This window comes from Photobacterium sagamiensis, assembly GCF_050337085.1.
In the GTDB taxonomy this organism is placed as follows: Bacteria; Pseudomonadota; Gammaproteobacteria; order Enterobacterales; family Vibrionaceae; genus Photobacterium; species Photobacterium sagamiensis.
Genome location: NZ_JAKJSP010000029.1, coordinates 81435 through 98529, shown reverse-complemented (window position 1 = coordinate 98529; position 17095 = coordinate 81435). Strand labels below are relative to the sequence as shown.

18 protein-coding genes are annotated in these 17095 nt (G+C 42.6%); 8 read left to right on the top strand and 10 right to left on the bottom strand.

Annotated elements, in window-relative coordinates; translation table 11 throughout:
- Window positions 1-252: 252 nt before the first annotated feature.
- Both L4D76_RS15275 and L4D76_RS15270 read right to left on the bottom strand, forming a co-directional pair.
- Window positions 253-450, bottom strand: coding sequence for a hypothetical protein (locus L4D76_RS15275; RefSeq protein WP_428441755.1), 198 nt, complete (start codon window positions 448-450; stop codon window positions 253-255).
- Between the two features lie 77 nt (window positions 451-527).
- Window positions 528-653 (bottom strand): hypothetical protein, encoded by a 126-nt coding sequence (locus L4D76_RS15270; RefSeq protein ID WP_428441754.1) that lies wholly within the window; start codon window positions 651-653, stop codon window positions 528-530.
- Window positions 654-800: 147 nt separating this feature from the next.
- On the opposite strand from L4D76_RS15270, the gene L4D76_RS15265 reads away from it, so the two are divergent.
- Complete coding sequence (locus L4D76_RS15265) at window positions 801-1358, top strand: TetR/AcrR family transcriptional regulator (RefSeq protein WP_428441753.1); 558 nt, start codon at window positions 801-803, stop codon at window positions 1356-1358.
- Between the two features lie 133 nt (window positions 1359-1491).
- Here L4D76_RS15265 and cspE read toward each other — a convergent pair whose 3' ends face one another.
- The gene (cspE, locus tag L4D76_RS15260) at window positions 1492-1704 is read right to left on the bottom strand and encodes a transcription antiterminator/RNA stability regulator CspE (protein WP_428441752.1); all 213 of its coding nucleotides are present in this window, start codon (window positions 1702-1704) and stop codon (window positions 1492-1494) included.
- Window positions 1705-2568: 864 nt separating this feature from the next.
- On the opposite strand from cspE, the gene L4D76_RS15255 reads away from it, so the two are divergent.
- Complete coding sequence (locus L4D76_RS15255) at window positions 2569-2691, top strand: hypothetical protein (RefSeq protein WP_428441751.1); 123 nt, start codon at window positions 2569-2571, stop codon at window positions 2689-2691.
- A gap of 382 nt (window positions 2692-3073) precedes the next feature.
- Here L4D76_RS15255 and L4D76_RS15250 read toward each other — a convergent pair whose 3' ends face one another.
- Window positions 3074-3502, bottom strand: a complete 429-nt coding sequence (locus L4D76_RS15250) for a hypothetical protein (RefSeq protein WP_428441750.1) — start codon at window positions 3500-3502, stop codon at window positions 3074-3076.
- 835 nt (window positions 3503-4337) lie between these two features.
- On the opposite strand from L4D76_RS15250, the gene L4D76_RS15245 reads away from it, so the two are divergent.
- Window positions 4338-4721, top strand: a complete 384-nt coding sequence (locus tag L4D76_RS15245) for a DUF3653 domain-containing protein (protein ID WP_428441749.1) — start codon at window positions 4338-4340, stop codon at window positions 4719-4721.
- A gap of 163 nt (window positions 4722-4884) precedes the next feature.
- Here L4D76_RS15245 and L4D76_RS15240 read toward each other — a convergent pair whose 3' ends face one another.
- The 6 genes from L4D76_RS15240 to L4D76_RS15215 all read right to left on the bottom strand — a co-directional run bounded on the left by L4D76_RS15240 (window position 4885) and on the right by L4D76_RS15215 (window position 10988).
- The gene (locus L4D76_RS15240; protein WP_428441748.1) at window positions 4885-5067 is read right to left on the bottom strand and encodes a hypothetical protein; all 183 of its coding nucleotides are present in this window, start codon (window positions 5065-5067) and stop codon (window positions 4885-4887) included.
- 244 nt (window positions 5068-5311) lie between these two features.
- Window positions 5312-6187 carry an RNA polymerase sigma factor RpoS gene (gene rpoS, locus L4D76_RS15235; protein ID WP_428441747.1) on the bottom strand — a complete coding sequence of 292 codons (876 nt, stop codon included), beginning with the start codon at window positions 6185-6187 and terminating at the stop codon, window positions 5312-5314.
- A gap of 369 nt (window positions 6188-6556) precedes the next feature.
- Entirely contained in the window at window positions 6557-7669 is a 1113-nt protein-coding gene (locus tag L4D76_RS15230) for an AlbA family DNA-binding domain-containing protein (protein ID WP_428441746.1), read from the bottom strand.
- A 531-nt stretch (window positions 7670-8200) separates the two neighbouring features.
- Window positions 8201-9829 (bottom strand): AMP-binding protein, encoded by a 1629-nt coding sequence (locus L4D76_RS15225; protein WP_428441759.1) that lies wholly within the window; start codon window positions 9827-9829, stop codon window positions 8201-8203.
- A 588-nt stretch (window positions 9830-10417) separates the two neighbouring features.
- Window positions 10418-10789 carry a SirB2 family protein gene (locus L4D76_RS15220; RefSeq protein ID WP_428441745.1) on the bottom strand — a complete coding sequence of 124 codons (372 nt, stop codon included), beginning with the start codon at window positions 10787-10789 and terminating at the stop codon, window positions 10418-10420.
- Window positions 10790-10826: 37 nt separating this feature from the next.
- The gene (locus tag L4D76_RS15215) at window positions 10827-10988 is read right to left on the bottom strand and encodes a hypothetical protein (RefSeq protein ID WP_428441744.1); all 162 of its coding nucleotides are present in this window, start codon (window positions 10986-10988) and stop codon (window positions 10827-10829) included.
- Between the two features lie 510 nt (window positions 10989-11498).
- Between L4D76_RS15215 and L4D76_RS15210 the strand changes: the two genes are divergently transcribed.
- From L4D76_RS15210 to L4D76_RS15190, 5 genes are all read left to right on the top strand, one after another.
- Complete coding sequence (locus L4D76_RS15210) at window positions 11499-11960, top strand: TetR/AcrR family transcriptional regulator (RefSeq protein ID WP_428441743.1); 462 nt, start codon at window positions 11499-11501, stop codon at window positions 11958-11960.
- Between the two features lie 362 nt (window positions 11961-12322).
- Entirely contained in the window at window positions 12323-13738 is a 1416-nt protein-coding gene (locus tag L4D76_RS15205; protein ID WP_428441742.1) for a TolC family protein, read from the top strand.
- Window positions 13738-14712 (top strand): HlyD family secretion protein, encoded by a 975-nt coding sequence (locus L4D76_RS15200; RefSeq protein ID WP_428441741.1) that lies wholly within the window; start codon window positions 13738-13740, stop codon window positions 14710-14712. Before L4D76_RS15205 ends, L4D76_RS15200 begins: the two co-directional genes overlap by 1 nt.
- 7 nt (window positions 14713-14719) lie before the next feature.
- Window positions 14720-15919, top strand: a complete 1200-nt coding sequence (locus L4D76_RS15195) for an ABC transporter permease (protein WP_428441740.1) — start codon at window positions 14720-14722, stop codon at window positions 15917-15919.
- The gene (locus L4D76_RS15190) at window positions 15916-17076 is read left to right on the top strand and encodes an ABC transporter permease (RefSeq protein ID WP_428441739.1); all 1161 of its coding nucleotides are present in this window, start codon (window positions 15916-15918) and stop codon (window positions 17074-17076) included. Before L4D76_RS15195 ends, L4D76_RS15190 begins: the two co-directional genes overlap by 4 nt.
- Window positions 17077-17095: the final 19 nt, after the last annotated feature.

Here is a 17095-nt window from a genome sequence, read left to right as displayed (position 1 = left end):
GTAAGTACAGAATTTTTCATGTTTATCCCCACTATCTTAATGTTAAATATTTTTGCAGTGTTGAAAACTTGTCATTCCCTTTTAGGAGTAATCCCTTTACCTTTACGGTTCAGACTTCGTTTCGATTTATACAAATAGTAAAGTGTGATGTGTTTCAAAAAAAGCAGGAAAAATAGAACAAGTTAGTCAGAAAATTTGTTGATATCAAAAAAGGCCGTCAAGTGGCGACCTTCAAACTCTGTTCTTTGAAAATCAGCGGTGATTGCGATAATTACTATCAATTCCAGCGCCAGAGGAGAAATCATAGCCACCTGTTTGACCAACTTGCGTCATAGCAAAGGAATTATCTTCAAAGGCTTTTAAGCGTAACTCCGTGGCATGCTGTGTTGATATCTGCTCGTCACGATCACGTTGTACGAATGGCTCAACGTTACGCACGGACTTGCTCAATGCTTGCTTACGTAATTTAGTGGCATGTCGTGTTGATACGTTCTCGTCACGGTCTACTGACAGCTGTGGATTAACGTTTACCTGATAACTAGATTCGCCTGGCGATCGCTGACATTATCATCATGATCATATCCTGGTGCGGCCATCACAGTAGAGGCTGAAACCAACAAGAATGTAGATAGTGCAATTGTTTTAATAGACATATTATAACTCCCGTGGGTGAACTAAACTGTTTCGTTTTGTTTTTGCTTGTAATAGAGGTTAGCTCACAGAAATAATAAGTCAAGACTTTTAATACGAAACAGTTTAGTTTACTTTTAGATTGTTGAGTTGTTGTTGGGAGATTGAAGATGAGCAAGAAAGAAGAGAAGAGACTCAAGATAATTGAAGTGACGGCAGATCTCTGCATTAGAAATGGTTATCAAGGAACCAGCGTGGATGAGCTCACTGCGGAAACAGGGTTTTCTAAAGCGACCATTTACCGGTATTTCAATTCAAAAGAGTGCCTGATATCAGAAACACTCAGCYATTATGCCAAGAAACACACYGATTCACTGATAGAGCTGATTAACAACCCGGAACTGTCACTAGAACAAAAAATAGAGATGCGATTTGAAAGCCTCCGCCAACTGGTGATGAATAAGCAGTTTTATGGTTGTTACTTCCAGCTTGCTTATAGTGAATTTTGCAATAAAGACAAGGGTATAGCGTCAATTTGCACCCAGTACAAACAAGACAGAGTTAACCTGATCACAGAAATGCTAGTCCAACATCATATTGATGATGCTCAACTTAAAGCAATGAAAGCAGAGCTGGTCTTTAGTGGCCTGATCGCATCATTACCTATATCTAAAAATACGGATCTCATCGACATAGCAAAAGAAATGTATCTCAGAGAGATCTTTTAAAGAGCACCCATAGGACGACCTATCATTTCATTGTTTGGCTGTTATGTTGAGTAGGTATCGAACCAATGCTTAAACGACACGCATAAAAAATGCCGGCCATAGCCAGCACTTTTTCAGAAGATAAGTCTTCGACTTATAAAGCAACTACGTTCGCTGCTTGAAGGCCTTTTTGACCTTGCTCTACGTCAAAAGAAACTTTTTGACCTTCAGCTAGAGTTTTAAAACCTTCAGAAGCAATAGCGCGGAAATGAACGAATACGTCAGCGCCGCCGTTATCCTGAGTGATAAAACCAAAACCTTTATCTTCGTTGAACCATTTTACGATACCAGTACTTGAATTAGACATATGTTTCCCCTTATAAAAATTCATTAATAAATCGCCAAAATGCGACGTGCTAAGCGGTTGAATTATTTAATGTTACGGTAAATATAAGGGAAACACTGAGGTACAAAACGATAACGTAGATGTAGCTTAAGGTTTAACTTGTACTTGATGTTGCATTTAATAACTCTCTGAACAACAGAGCGAGCGAAATAATAACAGTTGTACACTTTTTGTACAGCTTAATTTTCAGACCGACTTCGGAAAGGCTGGCAGAGACGACCTTTCCGTTCCGTGATTCGGTTTACGGGCGTTACGTAAAATCAGTACTGAACATTCGCGATCATTTAATGGATGATGCCTCTCGCATTAAGCGGAGATTCAGTCATTCAAGTTATGGTCATAGCCAATAGTTTCATTGCTGAACCACTGCTAATTTTGTGTATTTATTATTTATTCCTTTAGCTGAGCAGGATGCTCAGCTTTTTTTTGCCTGGGATTCAGAATTAGTGGTTAATAACTACCGCGAGGCCAAGCCTTATAGGTGACGTGAAATCATGACACGTTGTACCACCAACCACACATGTTAAATGTGTTAAACATTGCAACATTCAGCACAGGTTCAATGTTATAAAGCTATGCTCACAGTTGTAGTTAGATTACCAACAGATACAACGTTTAGAAGTCACAAAACCCAAAGCGGCAAGATAGCTGCTAACTAATCCAAATTTAAGCAAGAGCATTGAAACGTCCCGATCCTGATCCTCAATGCTCTTGCCCCCTCAGAACCCTGAAGATCGCTTTACTGAGGGGCATGGTAAATATGGCGTGAGTATTGCTTTAATCAATGTTGTGGCAATGAATGGCCGCTCTATATAGGTTCTTGGTATGACGTTTTTAAGAAAGATTTGCGGTGTAATGACTAAAGAAGAAAAACAATTAAAAAAGCAAAAAGCCTTAAAAGTAAAATTACTTTTTGCTATGTCACAATCAATTGAGCGAAATTTCTAATACTAACTCTCTACTTATTAATGTTGTCGAAATACCTGTGACATTAAGTTAAAATTAACGCAGTCGTGTAATGCCTATAGACAAAAAAGGCCGCCGATGCGACATTGATTTTACCCAAACAAACATTACCCAAACAAGCAGAGACGCTTTACGGGCGTTACGTAAAATCAGTACTGAACATACGCGATCATTTAATAAGTGATGCCTCTCGCATTAAGCGGAGATTCAGTCATTCAAGTTATACTCGTAGCCAATGGTTTCATGATAACCATTACCTAACTTCAAATTGTTTTTTTTAACTGAGCCGGATGCTCAGTTTTTTTTTGCCTGTAAAGTACGAAAAGGCCGCAATATGCGACCTCGAAACCCCGCCATTTAAAGATTAGCGGTGATTGTTTTTAGCATCATCGATTACAGAGTCATAAGAGAAATCATAACCACCAGTTCGACCAACTTGCGCCATAGCAAAAGAATTACCTTCAAAGGCTTTCAAGCGTAACTCAGTGGCATGCTGTGTTGATACTGGTTCGTCACGGTCACGTTGTGCGAATGACTCAACATTACGTACAGGTTCGCCCAATGCTTGCTTACGAAGTTCAGTGGCATGTCGTGTTGATACTGGTTCGTCACGGTCTACTAACAGCTGTGGATTAACTTTTACTTGATAAGTTGGCTTACCTTTAAATGCTTTCAGGCGAAGTTCATTCGAATAGCGATCACTGACATTATCATCATGGTGATTATATTGAGCAGCGGAAGCACCAAAAGACATTAGGCCTAATAGGGTTACTGTAAGTATAGGATTTTTCATGTTTATTTCCACTATCTTAATATTAAAGATTTGCTATGTGTTGAAAACTTGTCATTCCATCTAGGAAGTGATCCCTTTCTCTTCTCAGTTCAGACTTCGTTTCGATTTATATAAATAATAAAGTGTAATTTTTTCAAAAAAAGCTGAAAATTAGAATTAGTCTTTCAAAAAACTTGTTGAAGCAACTTGGGTTTGTTTATGCTTAAGTGACGAATCACATTGCAAAACAAGCACCTAAACTAAAAATAGCGATTAATGATTCATAACATCTTTCAGTTCAGGTTATACTGTTCTCTCTTTAGTAAACCCGATTGAAATAACAACTAAACAAATCTGATATTACGGTACAGTTACTGAACAACTGCTGTCTGATATTAAATTTGATAAGCCACAACAAGTAATCATCTAATAAGTTTGAGCATAGAATGGATTTTATTAGTTGATTTCATGCTTAACTATATGTTTATAAATGTATTTTAAGTTCGAATAATATGATGAATCATCTGATGCTACTTATGTGCGCTATATTACACTTATTTATCTCGCATTCAGCTGATATTCAGGAGGCCAAGTTTAGCTCATAGCTAATGGTTATTGATAAGCACTGCTAACTATTTTTATACCTCCCTTTAGCTGCGCATTTGGTTAGCTTTTATTGCCTGAGATTAATAACCCTTCCTATATGTGTTCTTTTTATTTTATTTCTGAGTGTTAGTTTTGTTTAGTGCGTATTATGAACAGATTATGGTAAATACAAATTACTAGTGATTTTATAAGATAGCCCCGTATTCACTGGATATTATGAAACCACTTGAAGTATAAGTGGGCTCATAAAATGGACATCATGACCAAAAAACACAGTGAAAATTATATATTTAGGAAATTCATATGCGGTTTATCAAAGATTGAAGCCGCTAATCTTTGTTTTAAAACTGTGAGGACGGTCACGCGATGGGATTCGGGACAAGATATCCCACCAGAATGTAGACGCCTAATGAAAATGTATTCTGGCAGAGAATTAGGTGTATTTCATGAACGATGGGAAGGGTGGAGAATTAACAAAGAGAAACTAATTATCCCTGGGGGATGGAGTTTGACACCTGACAGAATCATCACTGGAAACGCTCTGCTAGAGATTGGGGCAGAGCAGGACAGTAAGAACAAAGCTACCATCATTCAAACAGCACGCCGTCTTAAAAACCTACCAAGCAGACGCTGATACTATCAAGGCCATAGATACAAACAAGCGCGTTGGCAGTTAGTTAACGCGTTTAGATTTAGAGCGTTTACGGATAAATTACAAGAAATGGTGTTGGGGATGGTGGCTAGAAACATCCGGCTTTCCAGCTTACCGGAAATCATTCATGACCGTTGACGTTAACTTACTGGAAAATTTTATCTATTAACCACCTCACCAAGGAGTAGATGACAAAAAAGACAGCAAGGTTTGCCATAATCTTTATCTCATCTAATGGTTTTGTCAAAATGTTGTAATCAAACCCAAGCACGCTCATAAATGTTGAAAACAACACCACCGAAACAATCAATGCAATTAAATACTTCATCCAAATACCCATTCTTAGTGGATGCATAACTAAAGTTTAGACTGAGTCAGACAAAAAATTCACGATTAGGGTAGGTGTATGGATAAAAAAATTACAGCGGAAATATTAAATCTACCTCCGCGGCCCCTAAAAAACCAATGGGGCAGACACCTAGCATGTACCATGTAATTTTATGAATTTAAACGTAAATTACATTATGATTCACTTCATACATAGTTGAGCATGCTAGCCACAAGCCATTATGTTACACAGTTTCGACAAAAAGAGTTTCCATATCGCAATTATCACGAAGCAGGATTTCTTTAAGTTTCTCTAAAGAGCTCAACTGTCGTTGACGAATACGTTCACGAGTTAGACCAACTGCATCGGCAACTTGTTGAAGTGTCTGGGTTTCATAACCCAGTAAACCAAATCGACGGCAAAGAATCTCGCGATCTCGTTGATTCAAGCTCTCTAGCATTGCCATAACCAGCTTACGAACATCCTGTTTATCAACATGCGTTTCAGGGCTCGTTGATGAATCATCAGTGATGAAGACTGAAATCGAATGAGAATTAGCGTTATCACCAATCGTTTTATCGAGAGACACCACCGGCACATCATAAGCAAGCACGGAAGTAATATCGTCGACACTACGTTCAAGCTCTTTAGCAACTTCTTCATGACTAGGGTCATGACTGGTATTCTTCATCAACCGTTTATGCGTTCTAAAAATAGTGTTGATTTCTTTAGAAACGTGCACAGGTAAACGAATAGTACGGGCATGGTTATGAATGAAGCGGTCAATGGTCTGCTTAATCCAACATGTGGAGTAGGTTGAAAAACGAAAGCCCCGCTCAGGGTCATATTTATCAACAGCTGTTATCAGGCCTATGTTTCCTTCATCAATCAGATCACTGAGTTGCATGCCACTACGGCGGTATTTCTTAGCAATACTCACGACAAGGCGTAAGTTACTCTCAATCATTACCTTTTTAGCCGCCATATCACCAGTAAGGCTCTTACGGCTATACAAGATCTCTTCTTTTTTCGTCAGGAGGGGTTTATGTGCGATTTCTCTTAAGTACAACTGAATGACATCAGCATCGAAGCTTTGTGTCTCATTTTTAATGATATCCATATCGATCTCCTAACAGCAAATTGTACTAAGGCACTTCTCATATTCTTCTGAGGTATACTCAGCAACAACAAGTCATACCAGTTGCATATAATATATGTTTAATATTAAACCATCAGAAATGGAATACTAATTTGTTATGAGATCAAAGAGGGGATGATGATAGAGCGTGACACCGTAACATGATCTTCGAGCCAGAACAGATAGAAAGGTCGGAGGTAGCTAGAGCAGAAACAACATAGAAAAACTAAGAGAACAGATTAAATTTGCCCCATGATACATTTCGGGAGTTCATGACCGCGCTGTAAGGCATGGTGCACACAAAAACCTTTCCCCCCGTATTACTAGACGGGGTGAACAAAACCAGAAAAACTACTCACTATCACAATGTGCCATTAAATCCAAATAAACTTTTAGTTGTTCTTCCGTCATTTTCTTCTTTGAAACATTATTTCTTATATAGTAGCTGTATTGTTTTTTATTTTTATAATAGAAAAGAAAATTCTGGTTATACTTACAACGAACAACATAAATTGTTTTCCCATTAAGCATAACTGGTTCACTAGTTACAATTGGAGGTAAAGCAATTTGAGTAATCTTCTCACTTTCTATATCTTTAGAGCCAGCAATTTTATCACGTAATAATGTTTCCCAGTGCTGCTGAAAAAGGTCTAAACTCCCTTGAAAATGATGAATAACTTCTTCATCAATGCCATGAATTTGCCCATCATCATCAACACCAATCAATAAAGTTCCACCTTGAGAATTAAGAAATGAAACAACAGTGGCAACGCGCTGAAGAGCTATCTTTTCTTTATCATAAATTCTAATTGAGTTATGAAAATAAGCCGCTTTAAACTCAGCTATCGATGATTCACCATCTTGAATGAGCAAATCAATCCTCTGTTCTAATGGGAGTTTTATTGAAATGTTCAGTTCTTGGAACTTACGTAACTCATTATTGGCCGTAGCTGGATTATTACCAATGCCCGCAACTAAATAGCAAGTTTTCTTAAAGAAAGATTCATTTTTCTCACCATAAAGAAGATAATCAGAAAACTTTTTATGCGCAGCTTCAGCTTCAGCTTCACGGTAGTAACGAATTACATGAGATGCACAGTGTAAAGATCTTGAAAGTGAAATATATTTAACCTTATCTTCTTCTCTATTGTGTAAATATATTTCAAGTGCAATCTTTCGTAATTCATATAATGTTTCTTGAACTTTATTAGGAGCGGAAACTGATAATCCGCCTTCAACTGATGATTTAACAGAACATAAATAATAATGTGAAAGAGGATATTTATGAGAGAATTCACAAACATGCCAATATAAGTAATTATTAAGATTTCTTGCTTTGTCAAAAACAAAATATTCTTTATAAACTTCATTCCAACCTTTTTTATCATCAGCATATTTTGTTAGAAGCTCTTCCCAGTTAGATAAAATTCGATGAGCTAATTCTGTTTGAGCAGGGTCATGCATTTCTGACAGTACCTTTAATCCGATGATAAAAATTAGGGCAGATTATATCAATTATGTTAAATGACTGAATTAGCATAAGAAAATGTATATTTCAGTCTCATAACGTACATATCGGTACATTCTACGCTCCTATGTATGAGTAATCATACATAAATGTACTGTAAGTTTATTACTGTTCACAATGCATATGACATTGATCAAACCAGTGAGGATAGTTCGGGCAAAACCATACTGAAAGAACTAAAAGCATAACTTTCAAATAGGCTTATACTTGAACCTACTCAGTGTGTTGATGGTCAGCACGAACACTGTATTGGTGGATCTACCCATGGGATATATGACAAGAAGAAACGAATTTGGATAACTGTGGCGGCGGTATTGATTGTTTGACTTGGTTTAGGCAGAAGGGAGTAGGGATGATTCAGTCTTTGTTCTGATGGTTGATATTTGCCTTGCTGAATACCGTAAATCATAAAGCCACCTTTCGGTGGCTTTATGGTTGGGCGGGGTATTACAGGGGAGCTTAGAAAATCACTCCTCCCACTGGATCAGCTTGTCTTTCGGCCAGTTGGCGCCTAGGTCATGGTATTTTTTCTCTAAGATATGACGCTTGATCTTAAGGGTCGGGGTGAGTATGCCATTCTCGACACTCCATGGTTCTTTCACCATCAGTACCCCTTTGATCTTCGCATGAGATTCCAGTTCGCTATTAATGGTTTCGATCACTCGGTGGACCTTATGTTCATAACGGGCTGGGTCAAAGTGAGGGAACTCATGTGGGATCGCCAATAAAATTGGGAAAGGCATACCCGAGCCTATCACACACATTGTTTCAATGTTGCTCAGCTCAAATAAGCGTTTTTCAATGGGTACGGGGGCGACAAACTTACCTTTCGCCGTCTTGAAGTTGTCATTGATACGACCTTGAATGGTGAGGTAGCCATCTTCGTCAATGGAACCAATATCACCGGTATGCAACCAGCCGTCTTCATCGATGATTTCCTTGGTCGCGTCTTCATTTTTGTAATAGCCAGAAAACAGGCCGAGACTGCGAACAAGGATCTCGTCATTAGAGGCGATTTTGATCTCTACACCAGGGCCTGCATTACCGACTGTGCCAATTTTGTCACTGCGGAATGGGTGGTTTATGGTGCTGTAAGCAAAATTCTCGGTAAGTCCCCAGGCTTCGGTGATATTCAGGCCGATGGTTTCATACCAGCGTAATAGGGCTGACGATACAGGGGCCGAGCCACAACCCAGCATACGTGCTTTATTCAAGCCTAAACCATCAGCGAGCTTGCGCTTGATAACGCCGGAAATGAACGGGATCTTAAGCAGAAAATTCAGTCTGCCTTGAGGCAGCTTATCTAAGATACGCTGCTGGAACAGGGTCCACAGTCGAGGGACTGAGATAAAGAGGGTGGGTCGGTACATTTTGACATCTTCGATAAAGGTATCGAGCGATTCAGGGAAGGCAACCTGAATTCCCGCCATCACTGATGTACCGAAGATATAAACACGTTCAGTAATATGGGCTAAAGGCAGGTAAGAAAATAGTCGTTCGCCCTCTTGCATGCCGATATGGTCAACCAGGCGTTGTGTCGTCCAGGCAAATGAACCGTAAGTCAGCATTGCCCCTTTAGGCAAGCCCGATGTACCTGATGTATAAACAATGGACATCAGTTCGTCTTGAGTATGTTTTGGACGCTCTTCACTTGGGGGCGTTTCAGTGACGAGGGTATTAAATTTGTGCGTACACTCCGGGGTACCGGGATAGGAGAAAGCAATCGTTGGGAGGCCGGGATATTTGGCCAAGACGGACTCAACCGCTTTCGAGTCGTCAAGCTTACCTATAATGAGCACTTTGGATTCACTATGCGTGGCGCAGTGTTCGATTGTATCAGGGCCTGCTGTAGGAAAGATGGGGACACTGATGTAACTACCCAGCATTAGTGCAAAATCTGTAATAAACCATTCGGCACAGTTTTTTGACATTAATGCTACCCGATCGCCGGGCTGGATACCCATACTGCGTAGAGCGCTAACAAGACGAAGTGCTTTATCGGCTACGTCTGCATAAGTGAAATCAACGAATTTTCTATCAATAATCTGTCGCAGATAGACTTCATTCGGACGTTCTTCGGCCCATTTTAAAATCATCTCATGCGGTAAGGGTTGAGCCATAAGTGTTTCTCTTAAGCGTTCCGTGGGCAGAGGTAAAGTCATATTAGTCCCATCCTTGTGGTGTTATGATGCTGTTAAAGTAAAGGCTCTAAGAACTAGCCCGTCAAGTTTAAATTTTGACCAGCTCTCCTACTGTTAGCGGAAAAAAAACCTCACTTATGTTGCTGGTGTTATAGCATCCTCATGAAATATAAGGGGAAATTTAAACGCTCGTATTATTTTTTGTGCCTAATGGCTAGCTTTTGAAATAATTGCATATGTTATTATTTTGTTGCATATGAGTTGAAGGTAAATGTGCTACTGGTTTGTTATGATGTTCGTGTTCTGGCCATTTAGTACACCTATCTCATTAATGATTCTGGGATACAATCGTACTTTTCGCGAAAGAAATGTTGTTTTTTATCTTTTGTGTCTTGTTTTTGTACTGGGAAACATCAAAAGGCCGCCAGTGACGAGCCTGCAGAGGTGTGTCAGATGATGCCAGTGCTAAAGCAGACGTTGGCAGTTAAACCGGAGGTGATGTCTGTATTAAGCGGGAGAAGGACGTTATATCAACCAGCAGTTCTATACCTGTTTGCTGATAGCCAGTTTAAGAATAAAAATTACCCAGCCCAGGGCACCGATAAAAAATACCGAGCGTTGCCACTGAGATGTAGAAGGTTTAAGAGCGAATGAACCGGTAAAGATATACCCGATGACACATCCCAGCTTGACTGTCAGCCAGGGAGCGGCCGGGGTGAAAGGTATAAAACGGGTGATCCCTATTAATGCCATACCACTCATCAGTAGCATTGAATCATTGATGTGCGGCAGAACCTTGAGCACAGGGTGTTGCGCCCAGCCCGATTTTCTGCTGATCAAAATGAAGCGTAATACAAACAGAGAAAGGCTGATACAGACGGTAATTACGTGAAAGCTCTTGAACGCGAGATACATGGCTGTCCTCAGAGTGATACGGGAAAAAAGGGGGGCGTTACCCCCACCCCAGTTCAAGTGACAGTTGATAAAGCAAGTCAGGCAACAGGGACATAAACAGCATAGCTGCCAGGCTGATGTTAAGGGTCCAGAATGCCCATTTCAGCCATTTGTCATCCCAGACTTTCGTGTCTCCGGCCAGACCCAGGCGAACGAACATTAACGCAATCACTGAGGTAGCGAATGTTTCAAAGAAGCCTTCAACCTACAGGTGCACTACCCACCAACGCCAGTGTTCAGCTATCGCAAGGTTTGTGTGTTTACCCTGGAACTGGGCGGCCACTGCGCGCCAGCTTAGTATTGATAGCGGTAACTTGCACCGATTAGCAAAACGACTGGGGCTGAAATAAAGCGATTGAAAGGGAGCACCATTCCTATACTCATTTCGCTTAAATCGAAATCTCAGAGGAAGCTCTGAATCACGCAGTTTGAGATGCTTTGGGTATAATTAATTTCTTGAAAGCATGATCTGAGGCGAAGATTTTGTTTTCTTTTGTATTTTATTAAGTCCGGCGTATGGGAAAGGTGATAATAAACTAGTTAACGGAATCGCATTTTGTGATACTAGTCAGACCAGACTGACAATAAAACCGTTACATTAACTGTTCGAGCTATTCGCTCGAAAGTGACATTGTTGATAAAAAAAATTAAAGACTAGAGTCAACTAATTATGCCAAAGCGTAGTAAAGAAGATACAGAGATAACAATTCAGACAATCATGGATGCGGTCGTCGACCAACTATTAACATTGGGTTATGACAAAATGTCATACACCACGTTAAGTAACCAGACAGGAATTTCACGTACCGGTATCAGCCACCATTTCCCGAAAAAACAGGATTTCTCTAATGCGTTAGATGGACGTATTTTCTCTCTGTTTGTTGAAAAGTTAGAACTGGAACAGGGACTTGAAGCATTTGTAACCAGCTGGGTTGAAGCTCTGAAAGATGATAAGTTCTGTGCCATATTACGCTTGTTGTTCCACCATATTGTGACAGCAGAAGCGTCCCATGAATTTGCATCGCGTGGTATTGATCGCCTGTACAGTCTCTGCCAGGAGCGTTTCGGTAATGGCAGCGCAAAAGAGCTTGAGTGGTTGTTCGGTAAATCGTTAATAAGCCTTGCTTGTTAAGTTAGCAGAAGAACAATATAAAAGCGGCCTGTATTATTGCAGGCCGTTTTTTGTCGTTTCAAAACCATTGCGCTTTGAATTTTCTGTCATAGATTGTTGCTTGATTGACTCAAACTATTTTCTACCGGCAGGGTAGTCACTTGTTTATAAAAAATACCTTTTGCCCTCACTTGCCTATCTAAAGATTTATAAGCTTCTGAAATACATGCAAAAATTGTCTCATTCAAATTTCAACACGACGATTAATATGATGGATATGCGGCTTAGTACTATTTCTGCTCTAGTGTTAAGTTGAATTCTAGAGTTATTACTCTAGAATGGCCGTAAATCAGCCAAAGACAAAGGCTTATAAGGGTTTAACAATGAGAATAAAGCCACGAGTGGCAAAGCCGTTTCTTGCTGCTGTTTTAGTGTTATCGCCGGGGCTTCATGCTGCACCGGTGAGTTTCGCTGAAGCATGGCAGACGGTAGTTACGGGTAACGATGCATTAGCTGCAGAACGTGCCAATGTTGAACGAGCTGGGAACCTGCAAGATGCCGCCAGCGATCTCTATCTGCCGCAGCTTAGTGTTTCCGCTAACTATACGCGCTTGGATAAACCAATAGAGGTCGCCCCTTCAGATCTATTTGGCAGCATGCCTGCAGGCGACATGATGCAGCAAATGTTGTCGGGTCTATTGCATAAGAGTCCAGCTCAAATAGATCAATTATTTACCTCGCAACTGACTGACCGTGATATTTTCACCAGCTCTATTCGTGCGATATGGCCAATTTTTACCGGTGGCAGAATTAATGCGGCGCAAGATATCGCCAAAGGACAGACGGAAGAAGCGAAGTACTTACTGGCAATGAAGCAGCAGGCGAAGTTTGAAGATCTAACCAAATTCTACTTCGGTGTTGTATTAACCGAGCAGGTACTGCAAACCCGTATCGATGTTGAGCAAGGGCTGCAAAAGCATTTAGATCATGCAAGGAAGCTGGAGCAGCAAGGGCAGATTGCCAAAGTTGAGCGCCTTCAGGCTGAAGCCTCTTATGATAAAGCCCGTGTAGAGCGTCAGAAATCGGCGCGTGATCTGGAAATTGCTCAAGTCGCGTTAACCAAATTATTAAAACTGACTACCCCTGCAATGCCCTCTTCTGGTCTGTTTACCAATGGATCCTTGCCGCCAATGACAGCATTTATTGATAAGACGCTGGCCGACTATCCTGGTTTGCATATTCTCGATGCTAAGAAAAAACAAGCGAATGGTTTGATTGATGTCGAGCAGGGCAAGTATTACCCGGAAGTGTATCTGTACGGTAATTACAGCCTTCATGAAGACGATACCCTTGCCGCGAAAACCGCCCCTGACTGGGCGGTGGGTGTCGGCATCAGCATTCCGCTGTTAGACCGTTCAGGCCGTTCAGGCAAAGTACAGGCTGCTCATAGTGCGGTCAAACAGGTGAACTACCTGCGTGCCCAGGCCGAGCAGGATTTATCGGTACTGGTTGAGAAAACCTATCGTGAAGCTCGTCAGGCACTGGAAGAGTACGAAGGGCTGGCCTCAAGCCTGAACTTGGCACAAGAAAATGTTCGCTTGCGTGAAAAAGCCTTTAGCCAGGGGTTGTCTACATCACTTGATGTCGTTGATGCTGAAATGTTTCAGGCGGGTGTCAAAACGCAGCGGCTGGCGGCTGCCTACAAATATGTGATTTCACTGTCCCGTTTGCTGGCAGTAAGCGGTGAGATGAACAGTTTCAATCAGTATCAACAATATCAAGGTCTAGAGGTTAAATAATGAGTAAGTTTAAGTCACTCGCTGTTGCTATTCCTGCGGCAGCGCTAGTCGGTTGGGTAGGTTATACCTTCTGGCAGGCTTACCAGCCTCAGCCTGAGCGTATGCAAGGTCAAATTGAAGCTCAGCAATACAATATATCGTCGAAAGTACCGGGCCGTATCGATCAGGTACTGGTGCGAAAAGGCGAGCAGGTCGAGCGTGGCCAACTGATTTTCACTCTGCTAAGCCCCGAACTGGATGCCAAACTGGAACAGGCTAAAGCAGGCGAACAAGCGGCCGGGGCCATGGCGGCACAAGCGGAAAAAGGCGCTCGAAGACAGGAAATTGAAGCCGCGCGCGACCAATGGCAAAAGGCCAAAGCGGCTTCTTCTTTGATGGAGAAAACGTACAAACGGGTGGATAACCTCTACAAAGATGGTGTTCTTGCTGAGCAGAAACGCGATGAAGCTTACACTCAGTGGCAAGCAGCTCGCTATACCGAACGTGCTGCGTATCAGATGTTCGGAATGGCACAAGAAGGTGCCCGAGTGGAAACTAAGCGTGCCGCGAATGAAAAAGTGCGTATGGCGGCCGGGGCGGTTGCTGAGGTCGAAGCTTACGCGGCTGATACCAAAGTTGAAAGTTGGCACAACGGCGAAGTGACTCAGATCTTGATGCATGATGGCGAATTGGCGCCTCAAGGCTTTCCGGTTGTCAGTGTTATTGACATGAAAGATGCGTGGGCGGTTTTCCATGTACGGGAAGATAAGCTAAAAGCCTATAACCAGGGGGTAGAACTGAGCGTCTCTATTCCGGCGCTGGGTGATGATAGCTATTCATTCAAAGTGAGTCATGTTTCTGTGATGGGTGATTTTGCTACCTGGCGTGCTACTGATGCAGCGCAAGGCTTTGATATGCGAACCTTTGAAGTTGAAGCTCGTCCTTCGCTGCCAATTGACGGCTTGCGAGTCGGCATGAGTGTGATAGTAGAGTAGAGATCCCATGGCTTTAACTTCACAGATCCAACGTGAGTGGCGAATACTGACATCTGATGGCTGGTTGAAAGCATTACTGTTTTGGCTCCCTGTTGTCTTGTTTGTCACGATTTGGGCCATTTTTTCTGCGGGTATCGCCCGGGATCTGGCGATTGGTGTCGTTGATCTTGACCATAGCCGGATGTCTCGCGGACTGGTGCGTTACTATGATGCCAGCCCGACGCTTGAGGTGACACAGCAGTTTAACTCGGTTGCACAGGGCAGTCAGGCATTACGAAACGGCGATATTTACGCGTTAGTGGTGATCCCTCATGAGTTAGAAAAAGAGACCATACTAGGGCGTGTTCCGGACGTGACTGCGTTTTACAACAGTCAGTTCCTCTTGATTGGTAAGTTGATAAATTCTGCAATGAATCAGGCTCAAGGAACCTATACGGCAGCCATTGATACCGTTAAAAATATGGCTGATGGTGTCCCGGTTCCGCGCCAGGCTCTGGGGCAAGCGGTGCCGGTTCGCAGTCAGATCACGCCGTTGTTTAACAGTAATAGCCATTATGGCCAGTTTTTGGCATCGGCAGCGATACCGGCTATCTGGCAGATTTTGATAGTGGCGACCACTGTACTTTCCATGGCCGCAGAGTTCCGCCGGCAGGGGATCCAACCTTGGCTGGCTGCTCATCCGGTACGAAATCTGCTCGCAAAATTAGCACCTTATACGGTCATATTTTTGTTGCAAGGGGGGCTTTTCCTCTGGGGCTTGTATGGCTTACTGGAATGGCCAATGCGGGGTAGCTGGTTGATTTTAGTGTTTGCCCAGTTAACGACGGTGATTGCCTGCCAAAGTATGGGAGCGCTTTTCTTCCTGCTTCCACTGGATGCAACTCGTGCAATGAGTTTAGTGGCCGGTTTTACGGCCCCGGCTTTTGCGTTTATGGGGATCACATTTCCAGTCAATGATATGCCGTTTCTGGCGCAATTATGGCGAGCGATGTTACCGGTGAGTCATTATATTGAAATTCAGGTTCAGCAAGTGAACTACGGCGCGTCGTTACAGGCAGTAATGCCAAATTTGGCGGCACTGATGTGCTTCACTCTGGCACTTGTCCCGGTGATGTTTAAAGTGCAGAAACTTGCACGCTCTGAAGCTGGAAACAGAATGCGATCTGAACCTGGAAGCTCTGAACTGGGAACTGGAGGTCAGGCATGAATTGGCGAGCATTATTTAAGTTCGAGCTGAATGCTGTTTTCACCAACCCGGCACTGTTATTTACGGTGTTTGGCGGGGTGATCATCTATTCGTTTTTGTATCCGCTACCATACTCTCAGCAACTGCCGCGGGAGCAGACTGTGGCAGTCGTCAATCTGGATAACAGCCAGTTGAGCCGGGAACTGGAACGCATGGTCGATGCGACGCCACAGGTGAAGATCACCCAGCATGCATATAGCATTGATCAGGCTAAGACCTTACTTATTAACGGTAAAGTGCAAGGTTTATTGGTGATCCCGGATAACTTTTACCGCGATATATTGTTGGATAAAAGTCCGACCTTGGCTTATGCCGGTGATGCGGCATATTTTCTGGTCTATGGCACCATTGTGGAAGGATTAGCGACAGCAGGAGGTACGCTGGCAGCTAAAGCGAAAGTGTCGAGAATGGTCATGTCAGGGGACAATATTGCCTTGGCCTCAGAGCAGTCTTCAGCAATTGCGCTGAATATGCGCCCGGTATTTAACCCGACCATGGGCTACATCAATTACGTTGTACCTGCAGTGTTCGTTTTGATATTGCATCAGACGCTATTGATCGCCGTTGCCTTACTCGGGGGCGGACAGAATGAATACCGTCTGCAGGGGCTAACGGGATACTGGCTACGCTATCCTGCATGGCAGGTTATGGTCGTGCGGGCAGCATTGTTTTTGCTGATGTATCTTCCGCTGGTGGCCTATTACTTTGGTTACAGTTTTTCGAGCAACCAAATTAACCGCCTGGCATCGATATCAGATCTGATCGCAATGACAATTCCCTTCTTACTGGCAGTGATTTTCCTTGGAATGATCATTGGTCAATTGATCCCGCGGCGTGAACTGGCAACCTTGATCGTCTTGCTCAGCTCTTTCCCGTTGATTTTCTCTGCCGGGTTTATCTGGCCGGCATCAGCGATCCCGGCTCCCATAAACGCCTTGGCTCAGCTTGTGCCGTCAACGCCTGCAATTAATGGTTTCCTGAGGCTAAATCAGATGGGAGCCAGCTTTGAGCAAGTGATCAATTGGTGGGGGCAGCTATGGCTGCAGGTCTTGATCTACGGATCTATCGCAACGGGCTTGATGTGCCGAACTCAGCGTAAGTCAGAAGCGGTTTTTTAACAAACAGCTAAAAAAAGCG